The sequence below is a fragment of the Streptomyces sp. NPDC039462 genome (assembly GCF_055639375.1).
In genome coordinates this window covers 1194307-1216793 of sequence record NZ_JBVKAO010000001.1, presented here as the reverse complement: position 1 = coordinate 1216793, position 22487 = coordinate 1194307, and the positions used below count along the sequence as shown (strand labels likewise).

Sequence of the window (22487 nt, the reverse complement as noted above, 5' to 3'; positions counted from 1 at the left end):
CGCGTGCCGCTTTCCGGGAAGACGAGCCGTCCGCGGCCCCCGGGATGCGATGATCAAGCACATTGGTGAGCCGACCGAGAAGGAGGCCCCACGTGCGCGTGATCGGGCTGATGTCAGGGACCTCGTACGACGCGATCGACGCGGCAGCCGCCGATCTGGCCCTCGACGGCGACCGTCTGACGCTCACCCCCCTCGGGCTGATCAGCCGCGGCTACGACGCAGGACTGCGCGCCCGGCTCGCGGCCGCGCTGCCGCCCGCCGCCACCACGCTCGCCGAGGTCTGCCGCCTGGACACCGGCATCGGGCGGGCCTTCGCGGCGGCCGCGGTCGAGGCGGACCGTGAGCTGTGCGACGGGCGGGCCGAGTTGGTCGCCTCGCACGGGCAGACCGTCTACCACTGGGTGGCGGACGGGCAGGTGCACGGCACGCTGCAGCTCGGGCAGCCCGCGTGGATCGCCGAGGCGACGGGCCTGCCGGTGGTCGCCGACTTCCGCCCCCGGGACATCGCCGCCGGCGGCCAAGGGGCGCCCCTGGTCAGCCTGGTGGACCGGATGTGGCTGCGCGGCAGGCCGGGCAGTCCGGCCGCGGTGAACCTCGGCGGCATCGCCAACATCACCGCGGCCGACGGCACCGCCTTCGACACCGGCCCCGCCAACGCCCTGATCGACGCCGCGGTGCGCGAGGCGACGGGCGGCCGTCTCGCCTACGACCTGGACGGCGAGCTGGCCGCCCGCGGCACGGTCGACGACGGACTCCTCGCGCGGCTCCTGGCCGAGCCCTACTACGCCCTCCCGGCGCCGAAGACGACGGGCAAGGAGCTCTTCCATCTGCCGTATCTGCGTACGGCGTTGGAGGGGTACGAGAAGCTGTCCGCCGAGGGCGTCGTCGCCACGCTCACCCGGCTCACCGCCCGGACGGTCGCCGACGCCGTGCGTTCCGTGCGCGCCTCCGAGGTCGTCGTCTCCGGCGGCGGGACGCGCAATCCGGCGCTGATGGCCGCGCTGCGGGCGGAGTTGGGCGCCGGGATCCCGGTGCGCACCTCCGACGAGCTGGGCCTGCCCGCCGCGGCGAAGGAGGCGTACGCCTTCGCCGTCCTCGGCTTCCTCACCCTGCACGGCCTGCCCGGCACCGTGCCCACGAGCACGGGGGCGCGGCACCCGAGCGTGCTGGGCTCGATCACACCGGGACGCCGGGGAATGCCGTGGCCCCGGACGGTGGAGGGGGCGACGGGGCCCGAGAGGCTCCTGGTCAACGGCCATGGGAGCGCGGGCCGGTAGCAGGAGCGGCGATCGGCGGAAAAAGGCCGGGACAAGGGCGGCCCCTCTCATCCGCCTTTCACGCGGTGCTCATACGCTGGCGGCCATGACCCAGATGACTCCCCCAGGCTGGTACCCCGATCCCGGCCAGACCGCCGGCGGTCCTCCCACCGAGCGCTGGTGGGACGGGAACGTGTGGACGGACCAGGTGCGCGCCGCCGCCGGTACCGCGGCGTACCCGACTCAATCGGCCTTTCCGGCGCACCCCGGAGAGGCCCCCGCCCCGCGCCGCAGACTGCGCGTGGCGATAGCCGCCGGCGTGGTGCTCGCTGTGCTCGCCGGGATAGGCGGCGGCGTGTACGCCCTGACCTCGGACGACGACGGGGACGGCGCCGACACCGTGGGCAAGGAGCCGTCGGCCGACGCCCCGCGGGAGCCGGGAGCGCCGGAGTCGACGGAGTCGCCCCGGGCACCGCGGTCGCCGGGCGGACCCGAGGACCGGCTCCCGGGGCAGGACCCGGGCTTCGCGAGCGACGTGCTGAACGGCATCAAGATCCCCGTGCCGGACGGCTGGAAGGGCGGCACCACGCGGTTCGGCGCCGGGGTGCAGACCGACCCGATTCCCTGCCCGGGCAACCCGGACGAGCAGTGCACCCGCGGCAGTGCCTACTCGCAATCGGCCGAGCAGCTGAAACTCGACGCCAAGACGCCCGAGGCGGCCGCCAAGGAGGACATAAAGAAGAACGCGAAGGAAGGGTACGGCGGCAAGACCTACGGCAAGATCACCTCGCACAAGGTGCTGGCCTCCGAGCCGATCACCGTGGCGGGCCAGAAGGGCTACCACGTCCGCTGGAAGGCCGTCACGCAGAAGAGCGACGACGGCTACGTCGAGTCGCTCGCCTTCCCCTCCCCCACCGACAAGTCGAAGCTCGTCGTCGTCCGCATGGGCATCGACGTCAACGACAAGGCCCCCTCGCCGTCCGCCATGGACGAGATCGCGAAGGGGATCAAGGCGGGTCCGGTCGTCGAGGGCGGCGGCGGGGCCGGCCAGGACGTGTGACGGACCGGGGAACAGCCCGGACAACAGGACCGGACGGGGTTCCTCGCCGCTCACGAGGAACCCCGTCCGGTCCGGGGATGCGCGCCGCCCCCGTCCCCACGGTGCGGCGCGGGCAGGCCCGGGTCCCGTCATCCGACAGACCCGGGCCCACGATCAGGTGAGGCCCAGTGCGGGGAGCACACAGGCCTCCACGAAGCGGGTCACGTACTCCTCGTCGGCGTACGCGCCCTCCAGGATCGGCCTGGCCCGCAGCACGCCGAACAGCTGCACGGAGAGGAACTCCACCGCCGGATGCCCCGCGGCGATCTCGCCGCGCTCGACACCGCGCTCGATGATCGCCGCCATGGCCCTGAGCTCCGGCTCGACCAGCGTCTCGCGCAGCACCCGCTGGAGGTCCTCGTCCTGCAGGACCGCGTGGCTGAGCGCCTGGACCAGCATCGTGTCGCGCCCCGACTGCTCGCCGGCGGCGCGGGCCGCCTCCCGCAGGTCCCCGGCGAGGCTGCCGGTGTCGATGCCGGCGAACCGCACACAGCGGTTGGCGCGCAGCGCGGCGGCCACGAACTGGGGCTTGGTCTTCCACTGGCGGTAGAGCGTGGACTTGCTGCACCGGGTGCGGGCGGCCACGCCTTCCATGGTCAGCGCCTCGTAGCCGCACTCGCGGAGCTGGTCGAGGACGGCGTCGTAGAACTCCTGCTCACGCTCCGGCGTGATCTTCGAGCGGCTCGACGTCGACGTCATGGCTCTTCTCCTCGGTACGGCGGCCGACCTGCTCGATCGGCACCTTTCGATACGCCAGTGTACCGGTACGCCTCCGTATCGGTACACTGGCGTATCGATGAGTGGGGCGATCCTCCGCTCAGACCGCACTACCCAGTCATCACGTAAAGGGGCCGGGGGATGGAATCCCGAACCGAGCCTGTCGAACGGGAGCCGGACATATCCGTCCGGGAGCCGGGCGCCACCGCCGTCCGGAAGCCGGACACATCTGCCCGACCGCCCCTCGTCCGCGAGCTCCTCCTCGTCGTAGGACTTTTCCTCGTCTACAAATTCGGCAGGCAGCTCGCCAACGGTCACACCGGCGAGGCCTTCCAGAACGCGCACCGCGTGTGGGACGCCGAGCGCTCGCTGCACCTGCCCGGCGAGGGCGCCGTGCAGGACGCCCTCCTCAGCAGCGACTCGCTGATCCACGTCGCGAACACGTACTACGCGACCGTGCACTTCCCGGCGACGCTGCTGTTCCTGGTCTGGCTGTACTGGCGCCGCCCCCGGCACTACGTATGGACACGGCGGGTGCTCGCCGCGCTGACCGCGGCCGCGCTCGTGCTGCACCTCGGCTTCCCGCTCGCGCCGCCGCGGATGCTGGACGTCGCGCACCTCGTCGACACGGCACAGGTGTACGGGCCTTCGGTTTACGCGGCCAAGCCCGCGACCGACACCATGGCGAACCAGTTCGCCGCCATGCCCTCGCTGCACTTCGGCTGGGCGCTGATGCTCGCCGTCGGGCTGATCGTCGCCACGTCGTCGCGGTGGCGCTGGCTGTGGCTGCTTCACCCGCTGCTGACCCTGCTCGTGGTGGTCGGCACCGCCAACCACTACTGGCTCGACGCGCTCGCGGCGACCGCGCTGCTCGGCATCGCCCTCGCGGTGATCCGGCTGCCGCGCCCGGGGCGCTCGCGCGTCGTGCGCCGCTCGGTGCCCGCACGGGAACTGATCACCTCGGGGGCCGGCCGATGAACGCCACGCTTCTCGCCGTCGCGCTCTCCCTCGTCTCGGCGGCCGCGTACGCCGCCGCGGCGGTCGCCCAGGAGCGGCTCGCCTCGCGGGTCCGCGAGGGCGAGAGCGGGGTCATGGGCATGCTCGCCAACGCCACCTGGTGGTCGTCCGTCGGGCTCAACGCGTCCGCCGCGCTGCTGCACGTGGCGGCCCTGAAGTACGGCCCGCTCACCCTGGTCCAGCCGCTCGGCGCGCTCACCCTGGTCGCCGCCGTGCCGCTGGGCGCGCGGCTCGCGGGACGCCGGGTCACGCGCCTGGAGTGGCGCGGCACGGGGCTCACGCTCATCGGCCTCGGCACGCTGCTTTTGACCGCCTCGGGGCCGGCGCCGGACGACACGCTGACCGTGCCGGAGGCGCTGGTCGTGGCCGCCGCGACCATGGCGGTCATCGGGGTCCTCTCCCGGCCCGGCACCCGGCCCGGACTGCGGCACGCGACCGCGTCCGGCTTCGCGTCCGGGGTCGCGTCGGCGCTCACGCAGACCGTGACGGTCGCCGTCACGGACCGGTCGGGCCCGCTGCTCAGCCCGCAGGTGATCGTCGTGGCGCTGCTGGTCGCGGCGTTCGCCGCGGGCGGGCTGCTGCTCTCGCAGACCGCCTACCGCGGCGGTCTCGGCGCGCCGCTCGCCGTGGTGACCCTCGCCAATCCCGTGGCGGCCTCGGTCATCGGCGTCGCGCTGCTCGGCGAGCGCCTCCAGGGCGGGGCCGGCGGGATTCTCCTCGCCGTGGCGGGGGCGGGGGTGGCTGCGTACGGGGTCGTGGTGCTCACGCGGTCGCCCCGTGGGGCGGTGGATGGCCCCGTGCCGGAGCCTCTGCCGTCGATCCCGGCTCAGCCGGTGGAGACCGCGGGGCTTCGCCTCTCCCGGTCCTGAGCCCGCTCGGTCCGCATACGACAGCGGCGTCGGCGGCACGCTGCCCCTCCGGGGGGTGCCGCCGACGCCGTCCGGGGACTGCGGGTGGGATGTGGCTGGGCGCGCAGTTCCCCGCGCCCCTGGGGACGACGGGGCGCGGTCAGCCGCCATGCGCCCGCGGGGCTCGGTCAGCCGAAGCCTCGGGCGTCCTGCTTGAGGGCTGTGTCGACCGTCAGGGCCGTTGCCACGACCAAGCTCAGGAGGGGCTCCGGGAGCTGGTAGTGGATCTGGAGGACGTAGTTGTCCGCCGTGGTGAACATCGTCTTGGCGAGGCCCTCCCACGTCTTCGTGATCCGGGCCACCTCGTTGTCGGCGTGGTCGACGATCGAGAAGTTCCAGGCGCGCCAGTTCTCCGCCTTGATCGCGCCGACCTGCTGGCCGTTCACCATCATCGCGAAGTTGATCTTGCCGATCATGTTCTGCTGGACGATCTCGCCGACCTGCTGGCCGTCCGGGCGCTCGACGATCACCCGCGACTTCATGAACTTGCGGGGGCGGGTCAGCATCATCTGCGGCTGGCCGTACGCGTCGCGGATCTCCAGCTTGTGCGTCATGAACTGGTCGACGCTGGCGACGAAACGGGCGACCTTCTTCAGCGTGCTCTGGCCGACCTGGACGACCGAGCCGAGCGTGTTGCCCGCCTGGTCCATGACGCTGTACTCGTTCGTCAGCTCGATGAGCTTGGCCTTCTGGTTCACGACCAGGACCGGCTCCGTGAACAGCGTGCCGCCGCCCTGCGCGGACGGCGCGACACCGGCCTGCTTCTGCACCTGGCGCTGCACCTTGGCCGGGTCGGCCGCCTGCGGAGCCTGCGGCTGCGGCTGGCCGAACTGGCCCTGCGGCGCCTGCATCTGGGGCTGACCGAACTGACCCTGCGCGGGCTGCTGGGCCTGTGCGGCGGGCTGCGCCTGCTGCGGGACCTGCTGGGCCTGGCCCTGCGGGGCCGGGTTGGTGTGGTCCGTCCACTGGGAGCCGTCCCACCAGCGGAGCAGCTGGGGCGCGCCGTGAGGGTCCGGGTACCAGCCTGCAGGAGTGTTCGAATGCGTTGTCACCCGGCAGACCCTACCCTCCGTGTACGGGGCGTTCGCCAGTCCCTCAACGGGGGTGTGACGTCCGTTACGGAGGGCGGCGCGCCCTTCAGAACGCGGCCTCGACCCGCAGCTCGCCCTCGCCCTCCCGCAGTTCGAACGTCCCGACCCGGCCCGCCGCCCGCAGATCGCCCTGCGCCGCCGCGAAACGGTCGAGTGCGGCACGGTCCGCCGTGACCGTCGCCGTCACGACCTCCGCCCGCATCGACAGCTTCGCCCGCGACTTGGCCCCGCGGATCGCCGCGATGGCCTCCGACGCCGTGCCGAGGACCGCCGCGTCGCCCGCGTGCTCGCGCAGCTCCGACCCGCTCGGCCACTCCGCACGGTGGACCGAGCCCTCGCGCCACCACGACCAGATCTCCTCCGTGACGAAGGGGAGGACCGGTGCGAAGAGCCGCAGCAGGACGTCGAGCGCCGTGCGCAGCGCCGCCCGGGCCGACGCGGTCGCGGCCGCGTCGCCGTGGTCGCCGTACGCGCGGGCCTTGACGAGCTCGACGTAGTCGTCGCAGAAGCGCCAGAAGAACTGTTCCGTGCGCTCCAGGGCGCGGGCGTAGTCGAAGGCGTCGAAGGCCGCGGTGGCCTCGTCGGCGGTCGCCGCCAGTCCGGCGAGCAGCGCCCGGTCGAGCGGCTCAATGACGGCGGCCTCCGCATCGACGTCGCCGAGGCTCAGGACGAACCTGCCGACGTTCAGCAGCTTCGTGGCGAGGCGGCGGCCGATCTTCATCTGGCCGACGTCGAACGCCGTGTCCGTGCCGGGGCGTCCGCTCGCCGCCCAGTAGCGGACCGCGTCCGCGCCGTGCCGGACGAGGAGGTCGTCCGGGGTGACCGCGTTGCCCTTGGACTTCGCCATCTTCTTGCGGTCGGGGTCGAGGATCCAGCCGGAGATCGCCGCGTGCCGCCAGGGCAGCGCGTCGTGCTCGGTGTGGGAGCGCACGACCGTGGCGAACAGCCAGGTGCGGATGATCTCGTGGGCCTGCGGGCGCAGGTCCATCGGGAAGACCCGCGCGAACAGGTCCGGGTCCGTCCGCCACTTGCCCGCGATCTGCGGGGTGAGGGAGGACGTCGCCCAGGTGTCCATGACGTCCGGGTCGCCGACGAAGCCGTGCGGCGCGCCGCGCTGTGCCGGCTCGTAGCCGGGCGGGGTCTCCGCGCTCGGGTCGACGGGCAGGGCGGCGCGGTCGGGGACGATCGGATGGTCGTGGTCGGGCCGGCCCGAGCCGTCCAGCGGGTACCAGACGGGGATCGGGACACCGAAGAACCGCTGGCGGCTGATGAGCCAGTCGCCGTTGAGGCCGCCGACCCAGTTCTCGTAGCGGACGCGCATGTGCGGCGGGTGCCAGGCCAGTTCGGTGCCGCGGGCCAGCAGCCGGTCGCGCAGGGCGGTGTCGCGGCCGCCGTTGCGGACGTACCACTGGCGGGTCGTGACGATCTCCAGGGGCTTGTCGCCCTTCTCGAAGAACTTCACCGCGTGCGTGACGTGGCGTGGTTCGCCCCGGAGGTCGCCGCTGTCGCGCAGCATCCCGACGACGCGTTCGCGCGCCGTGTGCGCGGTGGCGCCGGCCAGCTTCGCGTACGCGGCGACGGCGGCCGGTGTCTCGACGCCGCTCGGCGGCTCGGCGCGGAAGCGGCCGTCCCAGCCGATCACCGGCCGGGTGGCGAGCCGCAGTTCGCGCCACCACGTGACGTCGGTGGTGTCCCCGAACGTGCAGACCATCGCGATGCCCGTGCCCTTCTCGGGGGTGGCGAGGCGGTGCGCGACGACGGGGACCTCGACGTCGAAGAGCGGCGTGCGGACGGTCGTGCCGAACAGGTGGCGGTAGCGGTCGTCGTCGGGGTGTGCGACGAGGGCGACGCAGGCGGGGAGCAGTTCGGGGCGGGTCGTCTCGATCTCGACGAGGCTGCCGTCGACGGGGCGGCCGTCGTCAACACTGCCGTCGGTGCCGTGGAAGGCGATCCGGTGGTAGGCGGCGGGCCGCTCACGGTCCTCCAGCTCCGCCTGGGCGACCGCCGTACGGAACGTGACGTCCCAGAGCGTGGGCGCCTCGGCGACGTACGCTTCGCCGCGCGCGAGGTTGTTAAGGAACGCGAGCTGCGAGGCGGCGCGGGCGTCGGCGCCGATGGTCCGGTAGGTGCGGGACCAGTCGACGGAGAGCCCGAGCCTGCGCCACAGCTTCTCGAAGGCCTGCTCGTCCTCGGCGGTGAGCAGCTCGCAGAGCTCGATGAAGTTCCGCCGGGAGATGGAGAGTTGGTGCTTGCCGGGCTTCTCCGGCGGGGCGAAGTCCGGGTCGTACGGCAGGGCGGGATCGCAGCGGACACCGAAGTGGTTCTGGACGCGCCGCTCGGTCGGCAGGCCGTTGTCGTCCCACCCCATGGGGTAGAAGACTTCCTTGCCGCGCATGCGCTGGTAGCGGGCGACGGCGTCGGTGTGGGTGTACGAGAAGACGTGGCCGACGTGCAGCGAGCCGCTGACCGTGGGCGGCGGGGTGTCGATGGAGAAGATCTCATCCCGCGTCTTCGAACGGTCGAAGGCGAATACGCCCGACTCGTCCCATCGCCGAGACCACTTCTCTTCGAGCCCGTCGAGGACGGGCTTCTCGGGGACGCCTGCACGGCGATGGGTGGATGCCATGCCTCTGGATGCTATCCAGGCCCGCCGCCCGCAGGCGTCCCTTTTTTCGGCGCTCTCCCGGCGTCAGCCGGTGCTGATCGCCGGGTCGCTGACGCCCGCCGCGCCGGTCTCCACATGGCCCGCGAGGCGCCGCAGGAATCCGGCGTCGGTGTCGGACTTCACCGTCAGGTCGTACCAGCGCTTGCTCGCCCGCAGGTCGACGGTGTGCTCCACGGAGGCGCCCGCCCTGACCTTGAAGGTCTGGCCCGCGCCTCCATAGGCGTTGGTCACCGTGAGGTTCACATCGGCGCTGCCCGCGTTCTTCAGGGTCAGCTTGATGTTGCCCGTCGTGCCGTCGTGGCGGGCGACGACCTCGGGGCCCGCCTTCTTGCCGGGGCCCTTGAAGGTGCGCAGGAAGCCGTTGGGGCCGTAGACGGAGAGGTCGTAGGCGTCCTTGGAGTACTTCGAGTTCCAGGTGTCCGAGAGGGTCTTGCCCGCCTCGGTGGTGTAGGTCCACGGGCCGTCGGTGCGGTTCGCGGACCGGACGTGGAAGCAGACGCCGGCCTTGGCGCCACCGCTGAACGTGAGCGTGAACTTCCCGGCCACCGGGTCCGCCGCGCCGTCGACCAGCGGGGCGTACGGCAGCGCGCGGGCGGGCCGGGAGCCGGGCTCCTGCTTGGGCAGCGCCGGGTTGGCGGGCGCCTTGGGCACGTAGTCGGGGTGGCGCTGCTTGTCCGGCGGCTCGTAGGCGGCGGTGTCGGGGAGCTTCGCCGGGTCGGTGTCCTTGCCGCTGAAGTCGAACGCGGACGTCAGGTCGCCGCAGATCGCGCGGCGCCACGGCGAGATGTTGGGCTCCCTGACGCCGAAGCGCTTCTCCATGAACCGGATGATCGACGTGTGGTCGAAGACCTCGGAGTTCACGAAGCCGCCGGTGCTCCACGGCGAGACGACGATCATCGGGACGCGCTGCCCGAGGCCGTAGTGCCCGGCCGCGTAGGAGGCGTTGCCCGGGAAGTAGTCGAGGGTGGTGTCGACGGTGGACTTGCCCTGGTTGGCGTCCTTCGGCACGTACGGCGGGACGATGTGGTCGAAGTAGCCGTCGTTCTCGTCGTAGGTGATGAACAGGGCCGTCTTCGCCCATACCTCGGGGTTGGAGGTCAGCGCGTCCAGGACCTGGGCGATGTACCAGGCGCCGTAGTTCACGGGCCAGTTGGGGTGCTCGGTGAAGGCCTCCGGGCAGGCGATGTAGGAGACCTGCGGGAGCCTGTCCGCCTTCACGTCGGCCGTGAGGATGTCGAAGTAGCCGTCGCCCGCCTTGGCGTTGGTGCCGGTGCGGGCCTTGTCGTACAGCGGGTCGCCGGGCTTCGCGTTGCGGTACTTGTTGAAGTAGAGGAGCGAGTTGTCGCCGTAGTTGCCGCGGTAGGCGTCGTCGATCCAGCCCCAGTGGCCCGCCGCGTCCAGGCCGTCACCGATGTCCTGGTAGACCTTCCAGCTCACGCCCGCCTGCTCCAGGCGCTCCGCGTACGTCGTCCAGTCGTAGCCGAGCTCCTGGTTGCCGAGGACCGGGCCGCCGCCCTTGCCGTCGTTGCCGACGTGGCCCGTGAGCATGTAGTAGCGGTTGGGGTCGGTGGCCCCGATGAACGAGCAGTGGTAGTCGTCGCAGACGGTGAACGCGTCGGCCAGCGCGTAGTGGAACGGGATGTCGTTCCGCTCCAGATAGGCCATCGTCCGCTCGGACTTCGCGGGGATCCACTGGTCGTACGCGCCGTTGTTGAACGCCTTGTGGCCGCCCGCCCAGTCGTGGTCGAGGCCCGCGATGAACTGCATGCCGAGGTTCTCGGCGTCCGGGTGGAAGGGCAGCACCTCCTTGCCGCCGCCCCGCTGGTGCCAGACCGGCTTGCCGCTGGGCAGGGTCACCGGGCGCGGGTCGCCGAAGCCGCGTACGCCCTTCATCGTCCCGAAGTAGTGGTCGAAGGACCGGTTCTCCTGCATCAGTACGACGACGTGCTCGACGTCCTTGATGGTGCCGGTGGCGCGGGCGGCCGGCAGGGACGCGGCGCGGGCGATGCTCTGGTTGAGCATGGCGAACGTCGCGGTGCCGCCGGCCAGCTGCATGAAGCGGCGCCGATTGAGTTCAGGCATGAATGTTCCGACCTCGTGTTTTGTGGGGGACGTGAGCGGGGTGAAGTGTGCCAAGGGGAGCAAGCGATACGGAAGAGCCTGTGACAGCTGTGTGAAGAGAAGTCCAACCTCTGGCGGGCAGGACACAAGCGCCGGTCATCAAGGCGGAAACCCGTACATTCGGCGCAGACATTTCTTCACTCGTCGTACACACCTCCGGCCCTCTTGCGGCGATAGGTGCCATAGGCAACCATGAGGCCATGGCTCTGCGCGTGCACGGCACCTGCGCCCCCGGATTCGAGCGCGTACGCGCGGAATTCGAGCGGAACTTCACCGAGCGCGACGATCTCGGCGCGTCCGTCGCGGCCACGGTCGGCGGCGAGCTCGTCGTCGACCTGTGGGGCGGCGACGCGGACCGCACCGGCACCCGCCCCTGGGAGCGGGACACGCTGGTCAACGTCTACTCCACGACCAAGGGGATGACGGCACTCTGCGCCCATCTGCTCGTCGGCCGCGGCGAGTTGGACCTGGACGCGCCGGTCGCGCGGTACTGGCCGGAGTTCGCACGGGAGGGCAAGGCCGACATCCCGGTGCGCTGGCTGCTGAGTCACCGCGCCGGTCTCATCGCGCCGAGCGAGCCGCTGGCGCCTGGCGCGGTGTACGACTGGGAGAAGGTGACGGACGCGCTGGCGGCGACGCGGCCGTGGTGGCGGCCCGGCACCGCCCAGGGCTATCACGCGGTGACGTTCGGTTTCCTCGTCGGCGAGGTGGTGCGGCGCGTCACGGGTGTCTCGCTCGGGACGTTCCTGCGCACGGAGGTGACCGGGCCGCTCGGCGCCGACGTCCACGTGGGCACGCCGGAGAGCGAGCACGGGCGGTGCGCGGACATGGCGCCGGCGCTCCGCGCCCCCGAGAAGCCTTCGTCGGCTCCCGAGGAGTCCGGCGAGGCACCGAAGTCGGCCCGCACCGTGTTCGGCGAGGCGCCGAAGCCCCCGGTGAGCGGTCTGACGGACCATCCGATGGCGCCGGTCACGCTCGCCCTGCAGTACCTGCCGCTCGGCGACGTGAATGCCGCCGCCTACCGCGGTGCGGAGATCCCCGCGGTCAACGGCCACGCCACCGCACGGGGACTCGCCGCCGTGTACGCGGAGTTGGCGAACGGCAGACTCCTCTCCCCCGGCGCCGTGGAGCGGCTGCGCACCCGGCAGGGCAAGGGCGACGAGCCCGACCTGGTGCTGCGGGCGGGCACCCCGCTCGCCGAGAACTGGCCGTGGGGCGTCGGCTACATGCTCAACCAGTTCGGGCAGGCAGGACCCAACCCGCGGGCGTTCGGGCACGGCGGCGCGGGCGGGTCGTACGCCTTCGCCGATCCGGAGAACGGCGTCTCGTACGCGTACACCATGAACCGCATGGGTGCCGGGACCTCCGGCGAGGACCTGCGCAGCATCCACCTGGTCGGGGCGCTGTACGAGGGGCTGGCCGAACGGGGACCGACAGCGGGGGCATGACGCCACGGGCCCGGCGCGAGACGCCGGGGATCCGCGGGCCGGAGGGGCCGGGGTGCGGCCGGGGACTCAGGTGTCGGGGTGCCGGCCGGGACCCTTGTCGTTGGGGGCGAGCTTGCTGGGTGACAGGTCCGTGGCGTCCTCCCCGGGCTCCAGCAGGGTGTTGGCCGGGCCGATGATCAGCGGGTCGGCCTTCCCCACGGCCTCCGTGTCCTTGGCCTCGTAGTCGACCCGCAGCAGCAGATGGCGCATGGCTTCGAGGCGGCCGCGCCGCTTGTCGTTGGTCTTCACGACGGTCCAGGGGGCGTGCGCCGTGTCCGTGGCCCGGAACATCTCGACCTTCGCGTACGTGTAGGCGTCCCACAGGTCCAGTGAGGCGACGTCGGTGGAGGACAGCTTCCACTGGCGCACCGGGTCGACCTGCCGGATCGCGAAACGGGTCCGCTGCTCGGCCCGTGAGACGGAGAACCAGAACTTGACGAGGATGATGCCGTCATCGGTGATCATCTTTTCGAACAGCGGAGCCTGTTCGAGGAAGTGCCGGTGCTGGGCGGGCGTGCAGAACCCCATCACCGGCTCGACGCCGGCGCGGTTGTACCAGGACCGGTCGAAGAAGACGATCTCGCCGGCCGTCGGCAGCTGGGCGACGTACCGCTGGAAGTACCACTGGCCCGCCTCGTGCTCGTTCGGCTTGTCGAGGGCCACGGTCCTCGCGCCGCGCGGGTTCAGGCGCTCGGTGAACCGCTTGATCGTGCCGCCCTTGCCCGCCGCGTCACGCCCCTCGCACAGCACCACGATGCGCAGGCCCCGGTCACGCACCGACTTCTGCAGTTTGAGCAGCTCGATCTGGAGGATCCGCTTGCGCCGCTCGTACTCCCGGCGGCCCAGCTTCTCCGCGTACGGGTAGTTCTCCCGCCACGTCTGAAGGGGCTGCCCCTCCTCGTCGAGGAGCACCGGGCGCTCCGGGCGGGCCTCGTCCACCGAAAGGCCCTTGAGCAGATCCTCGCCGTTCTCACCGGTCGGCACCACGCGGCCACCTTTCCCTCGAAACTCCCTCGACGCCTCAGTCGACAGCCTGCCCCGAGGACCGCGACTCAGCACCCGCGCCCGGTGGCCGGCAGAAAATGGCAGGACGGTACCCGAGGCCCGTTGGTACCTTGCGGATCATGAAGTCCGTCAGTGAGAACGAGATCCGTGCGTCCTTTGTGAACTGTTCGAAGGGCGAGGCCCGCAGACTCACCCTCCCTGCGGACTTCGCCGACACCCCCTGGTCCGACCTGGACTTTCTCGGCTGGCGGGACCCCAAGGCGCCCGAGCGCGGCTATGTCGTGACGTGGCGGGACGACCGGCCCGTGGGCATCGCCCTGCGGGCCTCCACCGGGGCCCGCAGGAGCATGCTCAAGTCCAGCATCTGCTCGGTCTGCGTGACGCCGCAGTCCGGCTCCGGCATCACGCTGCTCGTGGCCCCGAAGGCGGGCGCGGCGGGCCGCCAGGGCAACTCGGTCGGGCTGTACATCTGCGCGGACCTGGCCTGCTCCCTCTACGTACGGGGGAAGAAGACCACGGCGCAGGCCCGCCGCCGCCTGGAGGAGAGCCTCACGCCGGAGGAGCAGAACGCGCGGACCATGCAGAACCTGAACGGTTTCCTGGACCAGGTCCTCGACGGCTGACCGGAGCCCGTCAGGAGCCGCAGGTCAGGGCGCGTGCGGGCCGACGTCCGCCGCCGTGAGGGGGCGGCGCAATGGTGCCGCCGTCGCGTACTCGTCGGCGCCGATGTCCCGTGTGGCGCCGCGCGGGTCGCCGTCGATGTCGTCGGTCACGGCCGGGCTGCCCAGCGTGGCCCTGCCGATCGCCGGGCTGCCCGCCGAGAGCCGGAACACGCCGTCGGGCCCGCGCCGGAGCTTCGGGTCGGCCCGGGTGAAGCCGCCGGAGGGGATGTTGCCGTTCGCCGCGGCGCCCCACAGGAGGTTGCTCCGCCAGGTGAAGCCGGTGGTCTTCTCCATCGCGACGAGGTCTCCGGAGTCGCCCACCAGGAGGTTGTCGGCGACGACCACCTTCTGGGGTTCGTAGGGGCGGTCCTCTCCGGAGAGCGTCTCGGCGTTGCCGTACAGGGTGTTGTGCACGATCACCGCGCGGTCGCAGGCGTCGTTGCCGCGCCGCTCGTCGGCCGTCTCTCCGGAGTGGTGGTCGCGGGTGCTGCCGCTGCCGATGACCAGCGCCCGGCCGGACAGACCGGCCACGTAGTTGTTGACGATCAGATGGTCGTTGCCGTAGAGGCGCAGGCCTTCCTTGCCGTCGAGCAGGTAGTTGCTCTCCACCCGGGTGCGGTTGCCGTGGCGCAGGACGATGCCGCCGGCGCTGTCGCGGATCGTGTTGTACCGGACGGTGTTGTCGGACGACTTCACCGAGATGGCCTCGGGGTCTCCGTCGCACCGCTCGAACAGGTTGTATTCGACGACGGCGCGGGCGCCGGACAGGGCGCGGGGGCTGACGCCGAGGCGGATCGGCTCCCCTCCGTTGGCACCGGCGAAGGTGTGGTCGGAGAAATGGTTGCGGAGGATGTGCACGCGCTGGGCCATGGCGGTGCCGCCCGCTCCCTCGACGCCGAGGAAGACGCCGAGGGTGGTCTTGCCGTGGAAGTGGTTGCGGTCGATCTTCGTGTCGTCGGCGCGCACCATCACCCAGTGGAGGCCCTCGATGTCGGCGAGCCGGAAGTCGTTGCGGGTCAGCCGGATGCGCGAGCAGTTCGCCGGTATCTCCAGGGTGGTGCTCTGGCGGAACGCGAAGCCGCTGACGGTGATGTTGCTCGACCCGCTGAAGACGAAGCCGCGCTCGCCGCGCAGGACCGCGCCGCCGCGGGAGGCCGCGGTGATGGTGATGGGCGCGTCCTGGGTGCCGTGCTTGCCCGTCACGTCGATGGAGTCGCCCGGCGGAACGGTGTAGGTGCCGTCCGCAAGGACGATCCGGTCGCCGGGCGCCGCGCCGTCGATGGCTCTCTGCAGGTCGGTCAGGGAGCTGACGGTGGCGGACGCCGTGGGCTCGGCCGCGCCCGCCGTGCGCAGGGTGGCGAGCGGTGCGGCGGCGAGTGCCGCTCCGACGGCGGTGCCGGTGAGGAACGTGCGGCGTTGCATGGTGCCTCCATGGGGGGTTTCGGGGGGTGGGCGGTGCGTCAGCTGCCGGTGGATGTGTCCAGGTACAGCTCGATGACGGGGACGGGCGTGTCCGGGCGCTGCACGGGGAGCTGGAGGGTGAGGGTGCCTGCGGGCTGCCCGCCCATCTCGGTGTTGAGCGCGGGCTGCCCGGGAGCGATCTCGACGCGGGGGATCTCGGACGCGTCGTTGAGGAGCTGGGCGTAGCGGACCCGGCCCGCGAGTCCGGGCAGGTGCAGGTGGCGCAGCGGCCAGGCGAAGAGGTGGAGGTAGAGCCGGTCGCCGCGCCGGGTGTAGCGGCAGTCGGCGGGGGCGGTGTACGGGGCGGGGCCGCAGCCGCGGACCGACCTCTCGTGCAGGTCCATCCAGCGGCCCAGCTCGCCGAGGACGGCGACGGTGTGCGGGTCGAGGTCGCCGCGGCCGGTGGGGCCGACGTTGAGCAGCAGGTTGCCGCCCTTGGAGACGCCGTCGACGAGCATGCGGATCACCAGGTCGGCGCTCTTGTGGTCGTGGTTGTCACGGTCGTAGCCCCAGCTGCCGTTGAGGGTCTGGCAGGCCTCCCAGACCACGGGTTTCCCGTCCTTCGTCATGGGCCCCGCGGGCTGGTACTGCTCGGGGGTGACGAAGTCGCCGGGCAGGCCGGTCCTGTCGTTGACGAGGACGTGCGGCTGGAGCTCGCGGATCAGCTGCATCAGCCCGGGCGAGTCCCAGTCGTCGGGGCCCTTGCCGCCCCACCAGTGGCGGCCCGCGTAGGAGAAGTCGAAGAAGAGGTGGTCGACGCGGCCGAAGCCGGTCAGCAGCTCGCGGACCTGGCCGTGCAGATAGCGCCGGTAGTCGGCGATGTCGCGGTCGGCGTGGGCGGCCTTGAACTCCTCGTCGTCGCGCTGGGGGTGGGTGCCGTCGACGGGGAACGACGGGTGGTGCCAGTCGATCAGCGAGTAGTAGAAGCCGACCTTGAGCCCTTCGGCACGGCACGCCTCGACGAACGGGGTGAGGAGGTCGCGGCCGTACGGAGTCTTGGTGACCTTGTAGTCGGTGAGGGCGCTGTCCCACAGGCAGAAGCCGTCGTGGTGCTTGGTGGTCAGCACGACGTAGCGCATGCCGGCGGCCTTCGCGGTCCTCGCCCACCGCACCGGGTCGTAGCGGTCGGGGTCGAAGTGGTCGAAGTACACCTGGTACTGCTCGTCGGACAGCTTCTCCCTGCTCTTGACCCACTCGTGGCGGGCGGCGAGGGAGTACAGGCCCCAGTGGACGAACATCCCGAACCGGTCGGTGGTGAACCAGGTCGTGTCCGGGGCGGCGGTCGGGGTCACGGGGTGGCGCTCCTTGAGGTCGGCGGATGGGGGCGGGTGGGCGCGTCAGCCCTTCAGGGCGCCGGAGGACAGCCCCGACACGAAGGAACGCTGGAAGAAGAGGAAGACGATCACGGAGGGGAGCAGCGCGAGCAGCGAGGCCGCGAGGACCACTCCCGGGGTGACGTCGGGGTCGATGCGCAGGGTGCGCAGCGCGAGCGGGAGCGTGTAGGAGGAGGAGTCGGTGGCGACGAGCAGGGGCAGCAGGTACTGGTCCCAGATCATCGTGAAGCCGAAGACCCCGATGACCCCCAGCGCCGGCTTGCACATCGGCAGGATGATCTGGGCGAAGATCCGCAGGTCACCGGCGCCGTCGATGCGGGCGGCCTCTTCGAGTTCCTTGGGTACGTCCTTCATGAACTCGGTCATGACGAGGATGGAGAAGCCCCAGGCGCCCAGCGGGACGATCATGCCGGCGAGGGTGCCGATGAGGTTGAAGTGGACGACCGGGAGATCGGCGAGGATCAGGGAGAGCGGGAGGGCGAGGATCTCCTCGGGCAGCATGAGCGTGGCCAGGATCGCCACGAGGGCGATGGTCATACCGGGGAAGACCTTGCGGGCCAGCGCGTAACCGGCCAGGACGGAGACGGCCACCTGGAGCAGCAGGCCGAAGCCGACAACGAAGAACGAGTTCAGGAGATACGTCAGCACGCCCTGGTCGAAGGCGATCCTGAAGTTGTCCAGGGTGGCGCCGGAGGGGACGACGCTCAGCTGGGTCGGGTCCTTGACCTTGCTGAAGGCGCTGACCAGCAGGGCGAGGAGCGGCCCCGCGAAGAGGATCAGTACCAGGAGGTAGGTGACCGCCTTCAGGAGGCGGCCGCCCGGGCTCCTGCTCTCGGTGAGGCCGAGCGCGGTCTCGGTCGGCGCGTTCATCTGCTCTCCCTGCGGCGCACGAGGTGGACGACGATCGTGAGGACCAGCGTCGTGAGGAACAACAGGACGGCTCCCGCCGCTCCGACGCCGAGCCGGTTCTGTTCGAGGCCGAGCTTGTAGATGAGGGTCATCACGACCTCGGTGGAGCCGTCGGGGCCGCCGTTGGTGAGCAAGAAGACCTCGGTGAACACCCGCAGGCCGCGGATCGCGGCGAGGATGAACAGGATCGAGAACACCGACCGCAGCCCGGGCACCGTCACGTGCCACACCCGCTGGAACCGGGAGGCGCCGTCGACCTTCGCGGCCTCGTACAGGCCGCGGTCGACGCTCGCGAGTCCGGCGAGGAAGATCATCATGTCGTAGGGGGCGCCCCGCCAGATGCCGGTGACCATGATGGACGCGAGCGAGGCGTCGGGGTCGTTGATGAATCCCGACGGGCCGAACCCCACGAGGCCGAGCAGGGAGTTGACCATGCCGTCCCCGGTCGGGTGGTACATGATCCGCCACAGTTCGGCGACGACGGCGATCGGCACCACGACCGGCAGGAACGCCGCGGAGCGCACGAATCCCAGGCGGCGGCCCTGCCCCTCCATCAGCAGCGCGAGCACCAGACCGAGGAGCATCGAGCCCGCCGTCTGCCCGGCGGCCAGGACGACGGTGTGCCAGGCGGCCTCGCGGAAACCCGCGGACCCGAGCACGGTCGCGTAGTTCTCCGTGCCGACCCACTTGTTGCCGAGGTAGGGCTGGACCTCCTGGAAGGACATGGTCAGCGCGTTGGCCATGGGGATGAACTTGAAGTACAGGAAGAGGAGCAGCGCCGGGGCCAGGAAGAGCCAGGGCGTCCACCACCGGCCCGTGCGGCGGCTGCGTCTTCGGCGGGCGGCCGCGGCGCCGCCGCCCGTCCGCCCCTTCGGACCGGCGGGCCCACGCCCGGGGTGCGGGGCGTGTTCGACCTGGTCGAGGCTCATGACGCGGCGATTCCCTGTTCCTCGAGGATGCCGGCGAGCTTCTTGTCGAGGTCGCGGAGCTCGCCGCGGGTGTCCAGGTCGCAGTCGGCCATCAGCGCGTTGACGGTCTCCGCGGTGGTCTGTCGCACCGCGGTCCAGTTCGGGACGGAGGGGGCGTACCGGCCGGAGGAGCGGTAGATCTCGTCGTACGTCTTCCAGCGCGGGTCGGGGCGGACCTTGGCGACGTCCACCGTTTTGTTGACGGGCAGTTGGACGGTGAAGCCGGTCTCGCCGCGCATCCCGGTGCGCTGCCCCTCGGGGGATATCGCGAAGTCGGCGAAGGCGTCCTGGCCCGCCCGGTTCTCGGAGCCCGCCATCAGGTAGACGGTGCCGCCCTCGGCGAGGACGGTCGCGTCCTTCGGGCCCTTCGGCATCGGCACGACCTCGTACTTGTCCTTGCCGAGGACCTCGTCGAAGCGGGGCAGCAGGTAGGGGCCGACGGCGAACATGCCGGTCCTGCCCGCCTCGAACGTCTCGTTCGTGGGCGGGGTGTCCATGGTGACCGCGCCGGGCTGGACGGCCTTGGCCGCGCAGCCGAGGTCGCGGAACCACTGGACGGCCCCGACCGACTCCTTCGTGCTCATCGCGGGTTCGTACTTGCCGTCCCCGGTTTCGGTGATGAAGTCGCCGCCCGCGGCCCAGAGGAAGTTGGAGAAGTACCAGGAGGCGTAGCCGCGCTTGGTGGAGAGGGGGGCGGCGAGGCCGAAGGTGTTCTTCTTGCCGTCGCCGTCCGGGTCCTTCGTGGTGAAGGCCTCGGCCATGGCGGCGAAGTCGTCCCAGTTCTGGGGGACGCCGAGCTTCAGCTTCTCGCGCCAGTCCTTGCGGATGAGCAGCCCGGTGGCCTGTGCGGAGTACGGCAGGCCGTACTGCTTTCCGTCGACGCCCTTGCCGGAGTCGAGCCCCTGGGCGACGACCTGCCGGCTGTGCTCGATCTTGTCCAGGTCGATCTCGCGCAGCAGCCCCTGGCTGTGCATGGCGCCGAGCTGCGTCACGTCGTTCATGACGATGTCGGGGAGGTCCCGCTGCGCGGCCCGCTGCTGCAGTTTGGTCTCGAAGTCGTCGAAGATGGCGGTGACTTCGACCTGGTGTCCGGTGGCCTTCTCGAAGGCGGCGGCGAGTGCGAGTGTGCCCTTCTCGCCCGGCCCGCCGGGTGTCGTCCTGGTCCACAGTTCGAGGGGCGCCTTGGTGTCCTGCTCGACGTCCGCTCCCGCGGGTCCTGATGTACAGCTGGTGAGGATCAGTGCCGACGCGAGGAAACCCGCGCCGATCCACCGCGATCTCTGCATCGCAACTCCCGTTCCACCGCGTCACAACCGCCTGTAGCAAGCGCTTGCCGGGGGACGCTAACGGGCGTCAAATCCTGGGTCAATACTCCGATGAATACGAGATTTCTTCGGCAGCGTCACGGCAGCCCGGCCGACGCCGACCGAGTTGCCCTCGCCCGGACCCGCACCTCGGCACGGGATAAGCCGCACCGGGACACCGTACGCCGAACAATTGCCCTCTACGGGTGGACACTTGAGTCATCCGATGTATCGTCTCCTTCCAGGCGGTTCGGTCGATATTTCGAACACGCTGCTCCACGCTGCGACACGCGGCCGAACTTTTGCGCACAGACCCGACCGGGCCAGGAGCGTCTTCGACGAGGAGCGTCATCGACATGGACGAGGCGGCACACCGACCGACGGCCCTGCTGGTCATGGAGGAGGAGCGGAGAGCTGACGTCTATCCGCCCGAGGTGCTTGCCGGCATCGACCGGCTCGTGGACCGCGGAAGCCTCTCCCTCACCCGCCATCAGCTCGACGAGCACCCCGACGCCCTGCGCCGCGCCGAGATCCTCCTCACCGGCTGGGGCGCCCCCGTCCTCGACGCGGCCTTCCTGGCGCGCGCGCCCGCGCTGCGGGCCGTCCTCGTCGCCGCGGGCTCCGTACGGCATCTGACCACGCCCGCCTTCTGGGCCCGCGGCATACCGATCGTCTCGGCGGCCGCGGCCAACGCCGTGCCGGTGGCGGAGTTCACCCTCGCCCAGGTCCTCCTCGGCCTCAAACAGACCCATCGCATCAGCCGCGAGGTGGCCCGGAACCGCGGCTTCCCCCATCACCCTGAAGTCCCCGGCGCCTACCGGTCACGCGTGGGTCTGCTGGGGCTCGGCCACATCGGCCGGCTCGTCGCGGCGCACCTCGGCCGCTTCGACGTCGAGGTCCTCGCGACGGACCCCCTCGCCTCCGCCGACACCGCGCGGGAGGCGGGAGTACGGCTCGTCGGCGTCGAGGAGCTCTTCGCCACCTGCCACGTCGTGAGTCTCCACGCGCCCCTCCTGCCCGAGACCCGCGGCGTCGTCGGAGCGCGCCTGCTGGCCTCCCTGCTGCCGGGCGCGACGCTGGTCAACACGGCCAGGGGCGCGCTCGTCGACGAGGCGGCGCTGGCGGACGTCCTGCGCGCGAGGCCCGACGTCACGGCCGTGCTCGACGTCACCCACCCGGAGCCCCCGGCCCCCGACTCGCCCCTCTACGACCTCCCCAACACCGTCCTGACCCCCCACCTGGCCGGCGCACTCGGCGCTGAACGCCACCGGCTCGGACACCTCGTGCTCGACGAACTCGACCGCCTCCTGCGGGACGAGCCCCTTCAGCACGCCATCGCCCCCGAACGGGCCGCGACCCTGGCGTGAAGGTTCTACAGAACCCCGGATCCGATATCGACCGAGGTGATGAACGCGCCGCGTTCCGGGCCCGAACCGACCACGCTGAAGCACACCGGGTCTCCCGCGGAGAGGAATCCTTCCGCGAGGTCTTCCTGGAGCAGCGCCAGCGTGGAAGGCGAGACCATGTTTCCGAACCGTGCCGCGTTCGAAGGGGCCATTTCCTTTCGCATGCTCACCGATTCGGCGAACGCCTCCACGAGGCGCGGGCTCGCCTGGTGCGTGTAGACGCGGGAGACCTGGTCGAGATACCCGGGCCTGTGTTTCTCCAGAGTCTTGTGGTTCTCCGTCATGCCCTGCATGTAGTAGTTGATGATCTCCTCGCTGTTCATCCCGTACGACATGAGGAGTGTGGAGTTCGGCTCCCCCGGCGGATTCTGGGCGCCTCCGCCCGGGTAGTGGATGAGCGGATCCGTGAGTCCCGGGCCGTCCGCGAAGGAGAGCGCGTCCCGGCTGTAGAAAGAAATTCCGTCGCTGTCCGGAGTCCGGGTCAGCACCATGGCGGCCAGGGCATCGGAGAACAGTACGGCGGAAGCCCACAACAACGCCCCGAAAGGGTGTGCCTCATTGCCCTCCCCATGGGAGTACAGGGCTCCCCGGGAGTCGACGGAATGGCGGCTCGCCACGTTGTAGGCGACGATCAGGGCCCGCTCACTGTTCATCCTGCGGACGAGTTCCGCCGCGCGGGCCAGCCCCGCGCAGCCGGCTCCGAGCTGGAGCGGAGAGACCGTGTCCGGCACTCCGAGGTCGCGCGCCAGGCTGAGCGCGTCCTGGTCGAGCATCACCTGGAACGGCGTGCAGGACACGAGGATCAGCGTGTCCACGTCCCGCGCCGTCATCGCCGCCGAGTCGAGAGCCGTCCGGGCCACGTCCGTGAGGACACGCGCGTCGGAGAAGCGGTCGCGGGCCCAGGCTTTGCCCGTCACCCCCAGGATCTTCTGCAGGACCTCCCCGGACATGGTCGAGCCGGGATGCTTCTGGTCCGGAACCCGGGCCCGCTCCGCCCAGGTCCCGATGTCGACCTGATCCCCCAGTTCCACGGCCAATCCGGTGATCGTGTACGGGAAACCGTTCACCGCGCACACA

18 protein-coding genes are annotated in these 22487 nt (G+C 71.1%); 7 read left to right on the top strand and 11 right to left on the bottom strand.

The features are described from left to right. Positions 1–92: 92 nt before the first annotated feature. Positions 93–1277, top strand: a complete 1185-nt coding sequence (locus ACZ7LU_RS05165) for an anhydro-N-acetylmuramic acid kinase (RefSeq protein ID WP_471915742.1) — start codon at positions 93–95, stop codon at positions 1275–1277. An 85-nt stretch (positions 1278–1362) separates the two neighbouring features. After that, on the top strand, positions 1363–2316 hold the full coding sequence (locus tag ACZ7LU_RS05160; protein WP_468712423.1) for a DUF2510 domain-containing protein: 954 nt from the start codon (positions 1363–1365) through the stop codon (positions 2314–2316). A 153-nt stretch (positions 2317–2469) separates the two neighbouring features. On the opposite strand, the gene ACZ7LU_RS05155 is transcribed toward ACZ7LU_RS05160, so the two are convergent. Beyond that, positions 2470–3054: a TetR/AcrR family transcriptional regulator gene (locus ACZ7LU_RS05155; protein ID WP_362994993.1), complete on the bottom strand. Its 585-nt coding sequence runs from the start codon at positions 3052–3054 to the stop codon at positions 2470–2472. Between the two features lie 159 nt (positions 3055–3213). Here ACZ7LU_RS05155 and ACZ7LU_RS05150 point away from each other — a divergent pair, with 159 nt between their 5' ends. Both ACZ7LU_RS05150 and ACZ7LU_RS05145 read left to right on the top strand, forming a co-directional pair. Then, complete coding sequence (locus ACZ7LU_RS05150) at positions 3214–4050, top strand: phosphatase PAP2 family protein (RefSeq protein WP_471915741.1); 837 nt, start codon at positions 3214–3216, stop codon at positions 4048–4050. Further along, positions 4047–4958: a DMT family transporter gene (locus tag ACZ7LU_RS05145; RefSeq protein WP_398299396.1), complete on the top strand. Its 912-nt coding sequence runs from the start codon at positions 4047–4049 to the stop codon at positions 4956–4958. Before ACZ7LU_RS05150 ends, ACZ7LU_RS05145 begins: the two co-directional genes overlap by 4 nt. 167 nt (positions 4959–5125) lie before the next feature. Here the strand turns inward: ACZ7LU_RS05145 and ACZ7LU_RS05140 are convergent, their stop codons facing one another. The 3 genes from ACZ7LU_RS05140 to ACZ7LU_RS05130 form a co-directional block, all read right to left on the bottom strand. Next, complete coding sequence (locus ACZ7LU_RS05140; RefSeq protein ID WP_471915740.1) at positions 5126–6049, bottom strand: LURP-one-related family protein; 924 nt, start codon at positions 6047–6049, stop codon at positions 5126–5128. Positions 6050–6134: 85 nt separating this feature from the next. Next, the gene (gene valS, locus ACZ7LU_RS05135; RefSeq protein WP_471915739.1) at positions 6135–8714 is read right to left on the bottom strand and encodes a valine--tRNA ligase; all 2580 of its coding nucleotides are present in this window, start codon (positions 8712–8714) and stop codon (positions 6135–6137) included. A gap of 63 nt (positions 8715–8777) precedes the next feature. Then, a complete protein-coding gene (locus ACZ7LU_RS05130) occupies positions 8778–10835 on the bottom strand; it encodes a phosphocholine-specific phospholipase C (RefSeq protein WP_471915738.1) in 2058 nt (685 codons plus the stop codon). Positions 10836–11074: 239 nt separating this feature from the next. On the opposite strand from ACZ7LU_RS05130, the gene ACZ7LU_RS05125 reads away from it, so the two are divergent. After that, entirely contained in the window at positions 11075–12322 is a 1248-nt protein-coding gene (locus tag ACZ7LU_RS05125) for a serine hydrolase domain-containing protein (protein ID WP_471915737.1), read from the top strand. Between the two features lie 66 nt (positions 12323–12388). Here ACZ7LU_RS05125 and ppk2 read toward each other — a convergent pair whose 3' ends face one another. After that, on the bottom strand, positions 12389–13348 hold the full coding sequence (gene ppk2, locus ACZ7LU_RS05120; RefSeq protein ID WP_398299406.1) for a polyphosphate kinase 2: 960 nt from the start codon (positions 13346–13348) through the stop codon (positions 12389–12391). A gap of 137 nt (positions 13349–13485) precedes the next feature. On the opposite strand from ppk2, the gene ACZ7LU_RS05115 reads away from it, so the two are divergent. Further along, complete coding sequence (locus ACZ7LU_RS05115; RefSeq protein ID WP_398299408.1) at positions 13486–13989, top strand: FBP domain-containing protein; 504 nt, start codon at positions 13486–13488, stop codon at positions 13987–13989. 24 nt (positions 13990–14013) lie between these two features. Here ACZ7LU_RS05115 and ACZ7LU_RS05110 read toward each other — a convergent pair whose 3' ends face one another. Genes ACZ7LU_RS05110 through ACZ7LU_RS05090 form a run of 5 tightly spaced genes read right to left on the bottom strand, consistent with a single transcriptional unit; the run spans position 14014 to position 19986 of the window. Further along, positions 14014–15450 (bottom strand): polysaccharide lyase 6 family protein, encoded by a 1437-nt coding sequence (locus tag ACZ7LU_RS05110; RefSeq protein ID WP_471111340.1) that lies wholly within the window; start codon positions 15448–15450, stop codon positions 14014–14016. A 38-nt stretch (positions 15451–15488) separates the two neighbouring features. Then, positions 15489–16781, bottom strand: a complete 1293-nt coding sequence (locus tag ACZ7LU_RS05105; protein ID WP_468086096.1) for an alpha-L-fucosidase — start codon at positions 16779–16781, stop codon at positions 15489–15491. 45 nt (positions 16782–16826) lie between these two features. Further along, complete coding sequence (locus ACZ7LU_RS05100) at positions 16827–17693, bottom strand: carbohydrate ABC transporter permease (RefSeq protein WP_468086097.1); 867 nt, start codon at positions 17691–17693, stop codon at positions 16827–16829. Next, the gene (locus ACZ7LU_RS05095) at positions 17690–18661 is read right to left on the bottom strand and encodes a carbohydrate ABC transporter permease (RefSeq protein WP_471915736.1); all 972 of its coding nucleotides are present in this window, start codon (positions 18659–18661) and stop codon (positions 17690–17692) included. Before ACZ7LU_RS05095 ends, ACZ7LU_RS05100 begins: the two co-directional genes overlap by 4 nt. After that, on the bottom strand, positions 18658–19986 hold the full coding sequence (locus tag ACZ7LU_RS05090; protein ID WP_471915735.1) for a sugar ABC transporter substrate-binding protein: 1329 nt from the start codon (positions 19984–19986) through the stop codon (positions 18658–18660). The genes ACZ7LU_RS05095 and ACZ7LU_RS05090 overlap by 4 nt, the downstream gene beginning before the upstream one ends. 374 nt (positions 19987–20360) lie before the next feature. Between ACZ7LU_RS05090 and ACZ7LU_RS05085 the strand changes: the two genes are divergently transcribed. Further along, the gene (locus ACZ7LU_RS05085; protein WP_471915734.1) at positions 20361–21371 is read left to right on the top strand and encodes a hydroxyacid dehydrogenase; all 1011 of its coding nucleotides are present in this window, start codon (positions 20361–20363) and stop codon (positions 21369–21371) included. Positions 21372–21376: 5 nt separating this feature from the next. On the opposite strand, the gene ACZ7LU_RS05080 is transcribed toward ACZ7LU_RS05085, so the two are convergent. After that, a complete protein-coding gene (locus ACZ7LU_RS05080; RefSeq protein WP_471915733.1) occupies positions 21377–22477 on the bottom strand; it encodes a 3-oxoacyl-[acyl-carrier-protein] synthase III C-terminal domain-containing protein in 1101 nt (366 codons plus the stop codon). Between the last annotated feature and the right edge of the window lie 10 nt (positions 22478–22487).

Coding starts and splice junctions, on each gene's coding strand:
- ACZ7LU_RS05145 (WP_398299396.1), top strand. CDS start 4,047: ATGAACGCCACGCTTCTCGCCGTCGCGCTCTCCCTCGTCTCGGCGGCC.
- ACZ7LU_RS05150 (WP_471915741.1), top strand. CDS start 3,214: ATGGAATCCCGAACCGAGCCTGTCGAACGGGAGCCGGACATATCCGTC.
- ACZ7LU_RS05090 (WP_471915735.1), bottom strand. CDS start 19,986: ATGCAGAGATCGCGGTGGATCGGCGCGGGTTTCCTCGCGTCGGCACTG.
- ACZ7LU_RS05155 (WP_362994993.1), bottom strand. CDS start 3,054: ATGACGTCGACGTCGAGCCGCTCGAAGATCACGCCGGAGCGTGAGCAG.
- ACZ7LU_RS05085 (WP_471915734.1), top strand. CDS start 20,361: ATGGACGAGGCGGCACACCGACCGACGGCCCTGCTGGTCATGGAGGAG.
- ACZ7LU_RS05110 (WP_471111340.1), bottom strand. CDS start 15,450: ATGCAACGCCGCACGTTCCTCACCGGCACCGCCGTCGGAGCGGCACTC.
- ACZ7LU_RS05130 (WP_471915738.1), bottom strand. CDS start 10,835: ATGCCTGAACTCAATCGGCGCCGCTTCATGCAGCTGGCCGGCGGCACC.
- ACZ7LU_RS05095 (WP_471915736.1), bottom strand. CDS start 18,661: ATGAGCCTCGACCAGGTCGAACACGCCCCGCACCCCGGGCGTGGGCCC.
- ACZ7LU_RS05115 (WP_398299408.1), top strand. CDS start 13,486: ATGAAGTCCGTCAGTGAGAACGAGATCCGTGCGTCCTTTGTGAACTGT.
- ACZ7LU_RS05160 (WP_468712423.1), top strand. CDS start 1,363: ATGACCCAGATGACTCCCCCAGGCTGGTACCCCGATCCCGGCCAGACC.
- valS (WP_471915739.1), bottom strand. CDS start 8,714: ATGGCATCCACCCATCGCCGTGCAGGCGTCCCCGAGAAGCCCGTCCTC.
- ACZ7LU_RS05125 (WP_471915737.1), top strand. CDS start 11,075: ATGGCTCTGCGCGTGCACGGCACCTGCGCCCCCGGATTCGAGCGCGTA.
- ACZ7LU_RS05100 (WP_468086097.1), bottom strand. CDS start 17,693: ATGAACGCGCCGACCGAGACCGCGCTCGGCCTCACCGAGAGCAGGAGC.